The following is a 15,544-nucleotide window of genomic DNA, read 5'->3' as shown; positions in this document are numbered from 1 at the left end:
TACGCCTTTATTATTTTATGGATTGAAGTGGTGGATTACTTCACTTCCCAAGTATCATTCGTCATCAACAGCTCCTGGAAATTATGATATTTCTTCTTGCCTTTGATTTCTTCAATCTGTCCAATTACAGCATCATTGTAGGTTGGAGCATCTACATCGCGGATCACACCGAGTGCAATCGGGAAATCAGGACCTTCCATTAACGCTAGTTTCAACTGAAGCGTATTATCTTGGCAGTGGGCATCGTGAATAAGAATATCTTTTTCTGTGATACCATTTTCACCAAGTTTCACCACTTTCAGTCCGAAACCTTCCTGCATCAATCCGAATTCCTTGTTTTCACCAAACAACATGGGTTTGCCATGTTCCAGATAGATAGCGTTCTTGGCACGTCCTTCTTTGGTGGCTACAGAAGCATGAGTGCCATCGTTGAAGATCACGCAGTTTTGCAGAACTTCTATAACAGAGGCGCCTTTGTGATTAGCAGCAGCTTTCAATACCTCTACAGAAGCGGCACCGTCTACTGCAATACAACGTGCAAAGAAATGTCCACGGGCACCAAAAGCAAGTTCTGCCGGATGGAATGGATCTTCTACGGTACCGTAAGGAGATGATTTCGTAACAAGTCCACGTTCCGAAGTCGGTGAATATTGTCCCTTTGTCAAACCGTAGATACGGTTGTTCAGCAGGATCATATTCAAATCGATGTTACGGCGTAATGCGTGGATGAAGTGGTTACCACCAATTGCCAGACCGTCACCGTCACCGGAAATTTGCCAGATTGTCAAATCAGGGTTGGCCACTTTTGCACCTGTTGCAACAGCAGCGGCACGTCCGTGAATCGTGTGGAAGCCATACGTATTTACATAGTAGGGCAGGCGGGAAGAACAACCGATACCGGAAATGACGGCAATATTGTGCGGAGCTACTCCCAATTCGGCCATAGCTTTGTGCAGTGAGTTCAGGAAAGCGTGGTCACCGCATCCCGGACACCAGCGAGGTTGGCCTGATTTATAATCTTGTACGGTATATACTTTATCGCTCATCTTTTATTCCTCCAATAATTTAGTGAATGCATCTATCAATTCTCTCGTAACGAAAGGTTGTCCTTTCACTTGGTTGAACTGGCTGATGTTCAATCCGGGTATCTTCATCCGTAAAAAACCTGCGAATTGTCCCAAATTCTGTTCAGCTACTACGATCTTCTTGTATTTACGCAATACATCGGCTGTATTCTTTGGCAGCGGGTTGATGTACTGGAAGTGTGCGAAAGCCACTTTCTTTCCATGATCGCGCATAAAGTCCATAGCCAGACGGAGATGACCATACGTGCCGCCCCAACCAACAATCAGTAAATCTGCATCTTCATCACCCAGTACTTCGAGTTCGGGGATATAGTCTGCAATCTTATCCACTTTAGCTTGGCGGAGATGAACCATCTTATTATGGTTTTCAGGTTCGGTAGAGATCGCACCTGTTTCATTGCTCTTTTCAAGACCACCGATGCGGTGCATGAATCCTTCAGTTCCCGGAATCGCCCAGTAACGTGCACCGGTTTCTTCATTGCGTTGGTATGGAGTCCAGTTACCAGCCATGCCCGGAGTCACGTATGGAGGATTGATGGCAGGATATTCGTTTAAGTTAGGAAGTTTCCAGGCAGCCGAGCCGTTAGCAACGAAAGCATCTGTCAGCAGTACAACCGGAGTCATGTGTTCCAGAGCAATTTTACATGCCATGTATGCGGCATCGAAACAGTTTGTCGGTGAAGTTGCGGCAATCACCGGCATTGGACTTTCACCATTGCGTCCGTAAAGTGCCTGCAATAAGTCTGTCTGTTCTGATTTAGTAGGCAAACCTGTTGACGGACCGCCACGTTGCACATTCACAATCACCAATGGAAGTTCGCCAATTACAGCAAGGTTCATAGCCTCACTTTTCAAACAAATACCGGGGCCGGAAGTAGTCGTTACAGCCAAAGCACCGGCAAAAGCGGCACCAACGGCAGAAGCACAACCTGCGATTTCATCTTCGCACTGTACGGTTTTTACTCCCAGTGATTTATGTTTAGCTAATTCGTGCAGAATATCAGTGGCCGGAGTGATAGGATAAGAACCCAGGTAGAGTTCCAGACCTGCTTTCTCGGCAGCAGCAATCAAGCCATAAGCCGTTGCTTTATTTCCGTTGATATCTGTATAAAGTCCTTTTGATTTCGGAGCTTTACTTTCAATTTTATAAGTAGAGACAGAAGCATGTGTGTTGGCACCATAGTTGAAACCATCGTTCAATACCTTAATATTAGCTTCTGCAATTTCGGGTTTCTTGGCGAATTTCTCACGCAACATTTTTTCAGCAGCGGCAAGGTTGCGGTTGAACAACCAGCAAACCAGTCCGAGTGCGAACATGTTCTTACAACGGAGTGCTGATTTATTGTCTAGTCCGGAGTCTTTCAGGCTCTCTTTACACATGGAAGAGATGGGAACTTCCAGCACTTCCTGTTTTATGCCTAATTCCTCAAAAGGATTGTCAGTCTTGAATTGTGCTTTTTCCAAATCTCTGGCTTCGAATGAGTCGGAGTCGGTAATGATAAGTCCTTGCGGTTTACAGAATTTGATTTGTGTTTTCAGTGCGGAAGGATTCATAGCCACTAATACGTGGCAACGGTCTCCGGGAGTGTAAACCTGTCCGGCACCGATGTGGACCTGAAAACCGGAAACACCGGTCAGTGAACCTTGCGGGGCGCGGATGTCTGCCGGGTAGTCGGGGAATGTACAGATGTCATTTCCTACCGTAGCCGACACGTTCGAGAAGATGTTGCCGGCCAGCTGCATACCGTCGCCGGAGTCGCCGGAGAAACGTACTACTACTTCCTCCAATTCTTTAACCATCATTTCGTCTGCCATAACTTTAATTACTATATTTAATTTAAAAACTGATTTTACTTTCAATTTGTGAGCGCAAAGGTCGGAAAGTTAATCGAATTATCAAAATAAATCGAACTTTATTGTCCTATTGACGCCAATTATTTGAAATATCTGAAAGGAACCTGTATTTTTATTCTTGTTAAATCGACAGAAACCGTTATCTTTGCAAGCAAATTTGAAGCGGCCTTGTAGTTCAACGGATAGAATAGAAGTTTCCTAAACTTTAGATAGGGGTTCGATTCCCCTCGGGGCTACTACGGAGAATCTGTGAGAAGTTGTTTTGGTTTGCTTTCATGCTGTATCTGGTTTTAAGTTTAACAATGGCTTCTTTTAAGATGAACGTCTTATAGCTTCTATTTGTTTTAATAATCAATAGAAAAAGCCTCTACCGAATTGTTCGGAAGAGGCTTTTTCTATTTCTGGAATTTATTATTCTTCCGTAGTTACTGGTACAACTTTTTTGTTCTTCATCATGTTGTATGCAATCGGAGATGCAATGAACAGTGATGACAATGTACCGATAACAACACCCAAGATCATTGCGAATGCAAAGCTGCGGATTGAATCACCGCCAAGGATGAAGATACACAGCAATACGATCAATGTACTTAATGATGTATTGATAGTACGTGCAAGTGTAGTGTTCAATGAATCGTTGAACAACTGACGTTTGTCACGTTTCGGATACAGGCCGAAGAACTCACGCACACGGTCGAAGATTACCACCTTGTCATTGATAGAGTAACCGATAGCTGTCAGGATAGCCCCAATGAATGTTTGATCGATTTCCAGTGAGAATGGAACGATGCCCCATAACAATGAGTAAGCACCGATAATCATGATGGTATCGCACGATAGAGCTACGATAGAGCCAATACTATATGCGATGTTGCGGAAACGGATTAAGATATACAGACCGATAGCGATCAATGCCAATACTACAGAATAAATAGCACCTGTCTTGATATCGTCTGCGATACTTGGACCCACTTTTTGAGAACTTACAATACTACCACCTGTGTGATTATCACGGTCGATAAAGGTAGCTAGAGTGATGTTTTGAGTCAGCACAGGTTTCAAAGTCTCATATAAGTATGCTTCGATTTGAGAGTCAACATCGTTTCCTGCATCTTCAATACGGTAGTTGGTACTGATACGTACAGTTTTCTTGTCTGTACCGATAGCGATAACACTAACGTTAGCATCACCGAACTTGCTGGAGATCAATTCACGAATCTGTTCGGGTTCTACCGGATTCTCGAATTGTACTTTGAAATTACGTCCACCGGTAAAGTCGATACTCTGACTTAAACCACGCATGGCAAATGAACCGATACAAACGAGGATGATGGCTACAGTGATGATAAGGGATTTTTTGTTTGTTCCCATAAAATCAAAACGTGTGTTGGTCATCAAGTTTCTTGAAACAGGGGTTGTGAATGTAAGGTTCAACAGTTTGTCCTTGTTCATGAAGTGTTCGTAAACTATACGAGTCATGAACACAGCGGTGAAGAAGGATACCAGAATACCGATAATCAATGTCGTGGCAAAACCACGGATCGGACCGGTACCGAAGTTAAACAGAATGATACCTGTGATGATGGATGTCAGGTTCGAGTCGAAGATAGCGGAGAATGCGTTGGAATAACCGTCAGCAAGTGCTTTCTTCACACCTTTACCCGCACGAAGTTCTTCTTTTGTACGTTCGTAGATAAGTACGTTCGCATCCACTGCCATACCTAGTGACAACACCATACCGGCAATACCGGACATTGTCAATGCTGCCTGGAAGGAGGAGAGGACACCTAATACGAAGAAGAAGTTCAGGAACAATGCACCATTGGCAATCATACCCGGTATGAAGCCGTACATCATACACATATAGATCATCAACAGAATCAGAGCCACTACGAATGAGAATACACCTGCATTGATAGATTCTTGACCCAATGACGGACCAACGATATCTTCCTGTACGATGTGAGCCGGAGCCGGCATCTTACCTGATTTCAATACGTTTGCCAAGTCTTTTGCTTGTTCAGGGGTAAAATGACCTGTAATCTGTGAACGTCCACCTGTGATTTCAGAGTTTACGTTTGGTGCAGAATATACATAGTTATCAAGAACGATAGCAATAGAACGGCCGATGTTCTGTTTGGTCAACTGTGCCCAACGACGTGCACCGTCAGAGTTCATTGTCATGCTGACAGCCGGTTTGCTGTATTGGTCGAATTCGTCTTTCGCATCTGTTACTACATCGCCTTCCAACGGAGCTTTGCCGTTACGTTCGGTAGACTTGATAGCATATAATTCGAAAGTCTGTCCTTTCTTGTCAAATTCAGAAGGAGAAACACCCCATTTCAGACGAAGGTCTTTCGGGAGTTCTGCTTTAACTTCCGGCATAGCCAGATATTTGTTGATATCAGCAGTATCTTTGTAGTTAGCGTAACCGATGACAGGACCTTGTCCGCTAGAGTTTAATTGCAGGATAGCCAGCAGAGGATATTGTTTTTTAATTTCTGCTAGGTTGGCTGTTGAATTCTCTTCAGCAACTGCATCTCCTTTCAGGGCAGCAGCAAGACTGTCGGCAGCACTTACGCTTTTCTTGGCCGGAGTAGCTTCTGCAAGCGGAGCTTCTTTGGAAGAATCTACAGCGGCAGAGTCTACATCTGTCTCCTGTGCCAATATAGCGCGCAATTTAGCGTCTGCAGATTGCATGGCAGGAAGAACTTCTTTAGCTGTATAAGTTTCCCAGAATTCCAGGTTAGCAGAACCTTGGAGAAGTTTTCTCACACGTTCCGGCTCTTTGATACCCGGCAATTCCACCATGATACGCCCCATTTTGTCTTCCAGGCTCTGGATATTCGGCTGAACAACACCGAAACGGTCGATACGGGTACGAAGTACGTTATATGAGTTCTCAACAGCAGCTTTTACTTCTGTTCTCAATACTTTTTCAACTTCTGCATCCGATGATTTTTGGTTAACTTTGTCTTTCAACTGTTGTGTTGCGAAGAGTTCGGAAAGTTTTGCGTTAGGAGCAGCTTTGTGATATTCTCTAACAAACAGGGTGATGATATCGTCCTGGCTGTTGACAGCCTGTTTTGCAGCTTCTGCCAATGCATTGTTGAAAGCTTCATCCGGCTTGTTGTCAGCCAGTGCTTTGATAACATCAGGTACAGATACTTCAAGGATAACGTTCATACCACCCTTTAGGTCCAAACCTAAACTAATCTCCATCTCACGACATTGTTTCAGCGTCCAGTTACCCAACCATACTTTCTCATTGGAGAGAGAGTCGAGGTAGTCTTGTTCCACTTTCGGGTCACCGTTCGCAACTTCTTTCGCCTTGTTGGTATAATGGCGTGTTACGAAGGAGAAGGAAAGGTAGAACAAACATACCAATGTGAGTAGTACCGCAAAAACCTTTACAAATCCTTTGTTTTGCATTTTACTTTTAATTTATGATGATTACTTTTTTAATTTAATTTTCAGTTAAATTCTGTCGTACACAAGTTCTTTTTGCCGTATACAAGGCTGCAAATATAGTTTTTTTTTCACATTTATATGTAAGAAGCCCTCAAATATTTGATGTTTAAGGGCTTTTTTGCTGAATTATTTCATTCCTCTGTTTTTCAGTAGTGGTTCCAGGCTTGGTTCCGTTCCACGGAAATTTTTATAAAGCACCATCGGGTCTTCGCTGTCTCCCTTCTCCAATACGTTATGGCGGAACAGGTCGGCGGTGTTTTTATCAAAGATTCCGTGTTCTTTGAAAGCTTCGAAAGCATCATTGTCCAATACGTTGGCCCATAGGTAGCTATAGTATCCGGCCGCGTATCCGCCAATGATATGGTTGAAGTAAGTCACACGATAACGCGGTGCTATTTCGGGAATCAAATTAAGCTTGTCCATCGCTTCTTTTTCGAATGCAAGCATATCCAGATTCTTTACATCTGTCATCGTGTGCAGGTTCATGTCGAGGATGGCGGCAGCCAGTAATTCGGTGGTCATGAAGCCCTGGTTGAAAGTTTTCTGTTGCAGTATCTTCTCGATGATTTCGTCGGGTATCACTTCTCCTGTTTGATAATGTTTGGCATACATTTTCAGCACTTCCGGTTCAGTCGCCCAGTGCTCGTTGATTTGAGAAGGGAGTTCTACAAAGTCACGTACCACATTGGTTCCTGATGTTCCTTTGTATTCACATTTGGTCAGCAGTCCGTGCAGGGCGTGACCAAATTCGTGGAACAAGGTTTCCACTTCATCCATGGTCAATAAAGAAGGAGTGTCGCCTATCGGCTTGGTAAAACTACAAACATTGCATACCAACGGACGGGTTGTTCCGCATTGCTCACGGTAGTTGCTCATCCATGCACCCCCGCTTTTCCCGGAACGTGGGAAATAGTCTACATAGAAGATACCGAGCTGGGAACCATCTGCGTCTTTCACCTCAAAGACTTCTACATCCGGGTGATAAGTCGGTATGCCTTCCAGTTTGCTTAGGGTGATGCCATATAATTTGTTGGCTACGGCGAAAGCACCATCGCGTACATTTTCCAGTTTGAAGTAAGGTTTTGTATCTTCTTCTGACAGATTGTATTTTTCTTTCCGCAATTTTTCGGTGTAATACCACCAGTCCCATGCTTCCAGCTTTTCTCCTTTTCCTTCCTTGTCCATTAACTTTTGGAGTTCGCCAGCTTCTGCTTTCGCTTTGGGGAGTGCATAGCTCCATAGATTGTTCAGAAGGCTCATTACGTTGCTGGCGTTCTTTGCCATGGTTTCATCCAGGACGAAGTTTGCGTAACAGTCGAAACCTAATAAGTTCGCTTTTTTCAGGCGGAGAGAAACGATTTTGCGGATATTTTCCTTGTTGTCATTTCCATCGTTGTTGTTGCCGCGGTTGATATAAGCTTTGTATATTTGCTCCCGGAGAGGGCGATTTTCTGAATATTGCAGGAAAGGCAGACGGCTGGCGTTGTGCAAGGTGAACAACCATTTTCCCGGTTGTCCGGCTGCTTTCGCTTCTTCAGCGGCACTTTGGCGGAACCATTCAGGCAATCCTGCCAGATCTTCTTCCTTGTCAACGAAAAGTTGGAAAGCATTATTCTCATTCAACACATTGTTGCTGAAAGTGATACCAAGTGTAGAAAGCTTCTTGTTGATTTCGCGGAGGCGAGCTTGATCTTTTTCGCTAAGGTTTGCTCCGGAACGGACAAATCTTTTATAAGTCTTGTCCAGCAGACGTTCTTGCTCCGACGTCAGATTCAATGAATCTTTCTTTTGGTAGACATCGTTCACCCGTTTGAATAGTTTCCCATTCAGGGAGATATTATCATTATGTTCCGAAAGAACCGGTGCCAGTTTGATGGAAAGTGCGGTCAGCGAATCAGTAGTTTCCGCATCTGTCATATTGAAGAAAATGGCGCTTACCCGGTCTAAGATAGGTGCGCTGTTATCTAAAGCTACAATCGTATTTTCGAATGTCGGAATTTCCGGACTTTCGATGATGGCTTCGATGTTTTGATTCTGTTCTTCTATACCTTTTAAAAAGGCAGGTTCATAGTGCTCTAATTCAATCTTGTCAAAAGAAGGAACACCATACTCGGTTTGAAACTCTGTAAAGAAAGGATTGCTTTCTGTTTTCGTAGCACAGGAGTACATCATACAACTTACTGCTAAAATGGTTAGTGTCTTTTTAATCATCATAAGTGTTTTTTTATTAGAGTTTTCAGTTCTCATCGTTTACTGATATAGCACCAGATCGGGTAATGGTCTGATGCCTTGATAGACCGGTCTACGGTGCAATTGTAGGCCTTCAGGTTGGGACTGAGCAAGATGTTGTCTATGCGGAAATAGAACTTGTTCAGATTGTAGGAGATCCCCAGACCTTTGCCGGATTGTGTGAATGCGTCGTCCAGCTCTTGAGTCAGGATGCGGTGTGTGTACGAAATGGAACCATCGTTGAAATCACCGCATACGATGGTTGTCGGGTATTTACTTTCGGCAATGACTCTCGCCACGGAATCTGCTTGTGAAGCCCGAATGGCCGATGCTTCCGCTAGTTTTCTTATTAACTGTCTGAGTCCGGTTTTTACTTTCCTGGCATTCGGGTCTTTAATCATATCTTCATAAATCCCTCTGTCTTCTTTGGTGAGTTTGTTAGATTCCAGATGATTGTTGATTAATGTAAGAGTGTCGTTATTCACATTCAGTACATATCTCATGGAACCGTTATAATTGCTTTTATATTCGATAGGATGTGTCGAAAGTATAGGGAATTTGGAGAAACAGGCAAGCTGAACATCTCCTTTTCCTTGCTGGTGGATGGATTGGTAAGGATAGGCCTTCAATGCTTTTTTTACATCCTGTTCTGTCAGATACTTTTTGTTGGTAGCAGTGTTATATTCTTGCAGACAGATAATATCGGCATTGCTATCTGCAAGATAAGACAATATCGGGTTCTTTCCGCCTTTCTTCTCCAGATTGCTGAAACTCATTACATTGTACGACAGGATTTTGATGCTTCCTTCCGGAATAGTTTTAGTGGTGGAGTTGAAAGGGATATAAGTCCGTATCTGTGGAATACAAATGAGAAGGCCAATGGCGGGCAAAAGAGCATAGCGGTAATTGACGAATGCCCAGAAACCGATAAAAATTAGATTAATAGTCAGGAATATCGGAAATGCAAGTCCCAGACTGGAGGCAAGTGGATTTATTTTCGGGTTAAGGTAAGGGCTATAAGCACTTAATATCAACGTTCCCACAAAGAGAGCGTTGACAGCAAGTATCAGATATGTGACAAATTTGCCAATATGTTCCATTCTTTTATCTTTTGCTTGCGTCGAACAAGCTTTTCTTTTCTTCTGTTGTCAGACTGTCGTAGCCGGATTTTTTTAGTTTTTCCAGGATACGGTCTACTTCATCAGACTGTGCTTTCTTTTGAGCGTTGTAATCATAATCCTTCTCACGACCGGTAGCACTGTTGCCATAGTGTACTTTCATTTTCGGTTTCCGTTTCCATGTTTTTTTCTGAAACAGGGAGATGAAACCATCCAGAATCCAGTTGATCCAAGAAGTTAAATCAGTTCCTTTGCTTAGGCTGGCGGCAAACCAAAGTCCTGCAAGGGCACCGCCTAAGTGGGCGATATGTCCTCCGGCATTGCTTGAGGTAATGGACAATACATCAATTCCGATAACGATCAGTGCCAGATATTTGAGACGGATGGCACCGAAAAGAAAAAGTTGTACCCTGTAATTAGGCTCACGATAAGCTGTGGCAGCTACGATGGCTAACACGGAGGCCGATGCTCCTACTAATGTTGCTCCCGCTACTTGCGAGCTGAATAAAGGAAATACATTGTAGGCAACCATATACAGCAAACCTCCACAAATACCTCCCAGTACGTATAAACCTCTTAAATGTTTTGCCGAGAAAAAGTAGAGAAACAAACTTCCGAACCAATACAGCCAAAGCATATTGAATAGAATATGCAGGATGCCGGCATGCATAAACATATAAGTAAATAACGACCACGGCTGATGAATAAATCCGATAAAGGATGCCGGCAGGGCAAATATACCGAATATATCGGGGGTGCTTACTTCAAACAGTCGTAAGAAAACGTTGATCAACGTGCCGATTACAAAGATGCCTACGTTGATATAAATCAGTTGGATAAAAATATTTCCTCTTCTGAATGTCTCCTTTAAATCAGCTATAATATGTCCCATTGTTATTGCTTTTTTTTCTCCAGTACAAAATCAGGATCAATCCGAACAGCATTCCTCCCAAATGTGCAAAGTGAGCGACATTGTCTCCGGCGCTATTGGCAAGTCCTGACCATAATTCAATTGCGGCATATCCTATAACGAAGAACTTCGCTTTGATAGGAAAAGGCAGCGGGAAGATAAACAACCGGTTATTGGGAAATAACATACCGAATGCCAGCAATATGGCGTAAACGGCTCCCGAAGCACCTACGGTGGTCATCATGTTCAGATACTCTTCCATTGGGATAACGCCTGTACCTATATTCACTTGTGCGTAGTGACTAAGTTCCGTTACATATTGAATATACTGTACTCCTTCTTGAATAAGTCCCGCACCGATACCGCATAGAATATAGTAGAAGAGGAAACGTTTGGGGCCCCAGGTTTGTTCGAGAATCGGTCCGAACATAAAAACGGCAAACATATTAAAGAAAATGTGGCTGAATCCGCCGTGCATGAACATATAAGTGATTAGCTGCGCCGGATTAAAGTCACTTGCAAGGAAAAAATGTAATCCCAGATAATTCGTTAAATCCAGACCGTAACGTTGGGCTACGATTGTTCCGAAAAATACTAGTACATTGATAATTATCAGGTTTTTAGTTACAGTTGGCATCATTTTAATTTCTGAATATTTAGATAATAGACGCAAAAGTACGAATAAATTCTGTTTTAAAGCATGAAAAATGCTTCCTATTAGCTCTTTTTCAATAATTTGCTGCGTTTTTTTTATGTTTTTATTTGATATGTTGTTTTGTTCGGCTATATTTGTGAAATCAATCCATTGTGGGATAATCTTTTGTGTAACATATATATTAATTAATCATTTTACGTATTATGAATAAGTCTGATCTTATTAGTGCAATGGCTGCTGAAGCTCAAATGAGCAAAGCCGATGCAAAAAAAGCACTTGATGCTTTCATCACTTCAGTTACTAACGCTATGAAAGCTGGTGACAAAGTATCTCTCGTAGGTTTTGGTACTTTCTCAGTAAGCGAAAGAGCTGAAAGAACTGGTATTAACCCTTCTACAAAGGCAACTATTACTATTCCTGCTAAGAAAGTAGCTAAATTTAAAGCTGGTGCTGAATTATCTGCAGCTGTTGAATAAGATAGATAGTTGAAAGAAATTAAAAAAGGTGTCCTTTAAAAGACACCTTTTTTAATTATCCATAAGTAGACTATAGTTATTTTCCAATAATTCCTGCCCAACTATCTGTAAAACGGAAGTTACCTATATTCCCTGCGTAATTATTGCGATTTTTAAGCATTATTCCTTTGATGCCGGCTTTCAAAACTCCTTCTTCAGTGGCTACCGCATCCGGTGTAGGTTCCTGGTCTTTCAATTCCGGATCAATAAACAGGGAAGCCTGATTTTTTGCAAAGTCGATTTTTAATACAATCAGGTGGGTCGTGTTCAAATCATAAGTCTTGGTTGCAGATCCACGTTGTTTCTGTATGCCTACTCCGAATTTGAGTTTGTTTCCCTGGTTAGAGGCGAAGACGAATCCCCGGCTTGTTCCGGTAGCATGATTGGCACTTGTGGAAATAAAATCTGTATAACCTTTTGCTTTGAATTTGGAGAAATTTACCAAGAATGACAGGTAATACGTTCCGGTAGAATACGCCCTTCCGGATTCTAATCCGTAAATGCTGGGACGGAACGTTGCTTCTTCCGGCAATCCGCCTAAAGTGATCGACAATCCTTTTTCATAGTATCCTTTGTAAGACAGTTCTTTGCCTGCAACAGGACTTTCACCTACATAAGGCTCTTTCTCACTGAATGCGGCACTCCATACATCTTTGTTAAGAGGGGCTTTCTTTGCAGCGTATGCTGCTTTTTCGATCGGTTCACCCTCTTTACATCCGTTGAGAAAATTGTTTCTCAATACTTGAGCATTGCTTAATGAAGCTGTAGCAACTAATGCCAGCGTTAATAGTACTTTTTTCATGGCTATTTCTGTTATTAATTAAAATTTATATTGTTGTTGATTCATGGGTCCAAATATATCAGCGACGGAAGTCAAACCAAAGTTTCATGCGCAATCCCTCGTCTCCCGATTTGATACGGATGGTACTAGGCTGGCTTTTGGGTCCCTGTTCCGGTATTGATTTGAAAGAACGTATGGCAGGAATATCATAAAGGAAGGAAAGGTCGCCTTCCGGGAAACTATGCATACTGTTTTCTCCATCCCTGCGATGCACCGGTTCTTCCGGGGTAAATACACGGAAGTACAAACCATCCGTTTCCGAATAAACAGTGAACGGTACTTTGTCCGACTCCATGGTTGCCCAGTATAGGTTGCCATGATATCCTTTGAACTCGGGATATATCAGTTGCTCGAAACTCTCTCCGGTAACGGTATTATTGTATTCTTTCTCCCAAATATTATAATTTGCCCCTTTGATCCGGTTTTTCCAGACGCGATACGGACCACGTCCCATCCATCGCATCCCTTTTACTTCTTTTTCCGGGAAAGAAAAACTAAGTCCCAGGTAATAGATGTTTTTATCAAAGAATTCACCTTTATATCCGCCACCATTACCGCGGTTCAGCAGAATAGCATCCATTCCCAGCAAGCCATCTGCTGTCATACGCCAAACGATAGAATCAATGGCTCCCGTATATCTTACGACGAAAAGGGCATCGTTGCCGTCCATGCGTACCTCCCCCTTTTTGAAGTCGGCTTTTATTCCTACGGGTAGAGGGCCATTGTTCAGAGGAACAATTTGCTTATTGCTTTTTATCTCTACCAATGCTCCGCCCTTGCTGTTAAACGTTGCCGAAATGCCGTTTGCAGAAAGAGTAATGCTTTCGTTTCCTTTTCTTATCTCTGCCGGTTTTGTAGAGGTTGTTTGTATGTGTTGAGTTTCAAAGTACTCTTTTGCATACTTCACCGGCCACGTCCAGTTGCAAATCACTTTCCCGTTTCTGTCATAAGCCTCCAGTTCCAGTACATCACCCAGGAAAAAGTTTTCCGGTAACTGCATACGTGCTTTACCTGTTTCCCCCGGATCAATAGCCGGCAGACTGACTGTCCCTTCATTCAATAGCGAGCGCTCACCACCTTTTAATGGGGAGGGAGTAGCGTAAAGGCGATACTTCATACTACACTCCTTTAGATTAGTGAATAAATAAGTATTACTCACCATAAATTCTCCGTTGAAAGAGGGAGTGATAAATAGATTTTTGAATTGGATAGGTGCCCATACTTCACGAACTGTATAAAAGCTACCTTCCTTTTCCCGCCTGGGACCGACAATACCGTCCGGGCCATTCGGTCCGTCAGAATCGAGGATACCACCTTTATCACTGCGTGAAACGGCTTCATCAATAAAAGTCCATAAGAAGCCGCCGGCAAATAACGGATTGGAAGTGTAATTGTTCCAATAATCTTCCAATCCTGCGCCCAGTCCTTTATCATATTGTCCGTGTAGAAACTCTGTCGGCATAAAGACATTGTATCCGTTGGCAAGGCGTCCGGTTCCGGTCTGATAGGCTGGGTAATGATGCGTATCCAGTTGGTTGAAATCTGCCCACGGATGAATCACATGGCGCTTTTGCGGATCATAATCAGCAAAACGGGTATCCAGTTTCTTATTCCATCCGCCTTCATTGCCGTTACTCCATAAGAAGATACAGGGGTGGTTCACGTCATGAGCCATCATCTCTTTTAGTAATTTCTCTCCCACTTTCTCATCATATCTTCCATGCCAACCGGGAAACTCTTCCAGATAGAAAAGTCCCAGTGAATCACATACATCCAGAAAATGTTTGTCGGGCGGATAGTGAGAACGGACTGCATTCATATTCATTTCCTTGATAAGCAGTGCATCTTGCAGGCTGATCTCTTTATTGGTAGTACGTCCTCCGTCGGGATGGAAACTATGGCGGTTGATACCTTTCATTATCACTTTCGTCCCATTGACATAAATCCCGTCTTTAGGGCGGAACTCAATGGTGCAGAATCCGATTCGTTCTTCGTGTACATGTACAATTTGCTTCTGGCTGTCGAGCAGTTCCAACCGGAGCGTATAGAGATTGGGGTGTTCGCAATCCCAGGTACGGATACCTTTCCAGTCAGTCGAAATGGTTTGTACATTCCCGGTTCCCAACGTATTTGTTTGTTTTCCGATGGCTCTGCTTTCCCCTACCGGAGTCAGTGAAGTAGCCAAGGAATATCCCTCTGGCAGATTATTCATATAAACTTCTGTTGACAACTTACCATCAGCTGTTGCATTCACGGCAATGCGTTCGATGTGCGTCTTGGGCATAGCTTTCAGATAAACCGGACGGTAGATGCCACCAAACAGCCACCAATCGGCCCGGCGTTCTGCCGCATTCACCGATTTATTGGCAGACTCTTTCCATACCTTTACTTCCAGTTCATTACTTTTACCAAATTTGAGCTTATCAGTAATGTCGTAATTGAAGCAGATAAAACCTCCTTGATGAATTTCTCCTGCAAGTTGGTTATTTATCTTCACTTCCGTATCTGTCATTACCCCTTCGAATACAATGCGGACCTGCTTGTCTTTCCAATCCGCGGGAACTTTGAACTTGTAACGGTATAGCCCCGTTTCATCACTCGGCTTGGTTTCCTTTACCAGGTAGAAACGGCCGAATGTATATTCCCCGAAACCTTGCAGTTCCCACTGTGAGGGCACTTCTATTTTACTCCATTTGCCGCTGTTCATGCCACCGGAACAATAGAAATCCCAAGTGACGGTCTTTCCCAGCCCAGTTCCGGACAGGTACAGAGTCTCTGTGTTTTGTGCATTTATCGTAGTTGCGCACAAGCAACTGATTCCGATAAAGAACTTCTTTATTCTTTTTGTTATCATATCAAATTTGTC

The 15,544-nt window shown here is 43.1% G+C and carries 10 protein-coding genes and 1 tRNA gene; 2 read left to right on the top strand and 9 right to left on the bottom strand.

What is annotated here, in order from left to right; all coding sequences use genetic code 11:
- Window positions 1-35: 35 nt before the first annotated feature.
- The gene (locus I2I13_RS09580) at window positions 36-1,046 is read right to left on the bottom strand and encodes a 2-oxoacid:ferredoxin oxidoreductase subunit beta (RefSeq protein WP_148365601.1); all 1,011 of its coding nucleotides are present in this window, start codon (window positions 1,044-1,046) and stop codon (window positions 36-38) included.
- A gap of 3 nt (window positions 1,047-1,049) precedes the next feature.
- On the bottom strand, window positions 1,050-2,900 hold the full coding sequence (locus tag I2I13_RS09575) for a 2-oxoacid:acceptor oxidoreductase subunit alpha (RefSeq protein ID WP_195649338.1): 1,851 nt from the start codon (window positions 2,898-2,900) through the stop codon (window positions 1,050-1,052).
- Between the two features lie 203 nt (window positions 2,901-3,103).
- Here I2I13_RS09575 and I2I13_RS09570 point away from each other — a divergent pair.
- A tRNA-Arg gene (locus tag I2I13_RS09570) sits at window positions 3,104-3,175 on the top strand.
- Between the two features lie 175 nt (window positions 3,176-3,350).
- Here the strand turns inward: I2I13_RS09570 and secDF are convergent.
- The 5 genes from secDF to I2I13_RS09545 all read right to left on the bottom strand — a co-directional run bounded on the left by secDF (window position 3,351) and on the right by I2I13_RS09545 (window position 11,304).
- Window positions 3,351-6,371, bottom strand: coding sequence for a protein translocase subunit SecDF (gene secDF, locus I2I13_RS09565; RefSeq protein WP_148365599.1), 3,021 nt, complete (start codon window positions 6,369-6,371; stop codon window positions 3,351-3,353).
- A 165-nt stretch (window positions 6,372-6,536) separates the two neighbouring features.
- Complete coding sequence (locus I2I13_RS09560) at window positions 6,537-8,621, bottom strand: M3 family metallopeptidase (RefSeq protein WP_195649403.1); 2,085 nt, start codon at window positions 8,619-8,621, stop codon at window positions 6,537-6,539.
- Between the two features lie 32 nt (window positions 8,622-8,653).
- Window positions 8,654-9,739 (bottom strand): endonuclease/exonuclease/phosphatase family protein, encoded by a 1,086-nt coding sequence (locus I2I13_RS09555; RefSeq protein ID WP_148365598.1) that lies wholly within the window; start codon window positions 9,737-9,739, stop codon window positions 8,654-8,656.
- A gap of 4 nt (window positions 9,740-9,743) precedes the next feature.
- Complete coding sequence (locus I2I13_RS09550) at window positions 9,744-10,649, bottom strand: rhomboid family intramembrane serine protease (RefSeq protein ID WP_195649337.1); 906 nt, start codon at window positions 10,647-10,649, stop codon at window positions 9,744-9,746.
- Window positions 10,630-11,304 (bottom strand): rhomboid family intramembrane serine protease, encoded by a 675-nt coding sequence (locus tag I2I13_RS09545; protein ID WP_008776855.1) that lies wholly within the window; start codon window positions 11,302-11,304, stop codon window positions 10,630-10,632. The genes I2I13_RS09550 and I2I13_RS09545 overlap by 20 nt, the downstream gene beginning before the upstream one ends.
- Before the next feature lie 221 nt (window positions 11,305-11,525).
- Between I2I13_RS09545 and I2I13_RS09540 the strand changes: the two genes are divergently transcribed.
- Window positions 11,526-11,798: an HU family DNA-binding protein gene (locus I2I13_RS09540; protein ID WP_004296482.1), complete on the top strand. Its 273-nt coding sequence runs from the start codon at window positions 11,526-11,528 to the stop codon at window positions 11,796-11,798.
- Window positions 11,799-11,874: 76 nt separating this feature from the next.
- Here I2I13_RS09540 and I2I13_RS09535 read toward each other — a convergent pair whose 3' ends face one another.
- Window positions 11,875-12,639 (bottom strand): hypothetical protein, encoded by a 765-nt coding sequence (locus tag I2I13_RS09535; RefSeq protein ID WP_195649336.1) that lies wholly within the window; start codon window positions 12,637-12,639, stop codon window positions 11,875-11,877.
- A 58-nt stretch (window positions 12,640-12,697) separates the two neighbouring features.
- Entirely contained in the window at window positions 12,698-15,532 is a 2,835-nt protein-coding gene (locus I2I13_RS09530; protein WP_195649335.1) for a glycoside hydrolase family 2 TIM barrel-domain containing protein, read from the bottom strand.
- Window positions 15,533-15,544: the final 12 nt, after the last annotated feature.

The sequence above is a fragment of the Bacteroides sp. D55t1_190419_B8 genome (genome assembly GCF_015558905.1).
GTDB lineage: Bacteria > Bacteroidota > Bacteroidia > Bacteroidales > Bacteroidaceae > Bacteroides > Bacteroides vicugnae.
The sequence above is the reverse complement of the archived record's forward strand: the minus strand, read 5'-3'. Positions and strand labels throughout refer to the sequence as shown.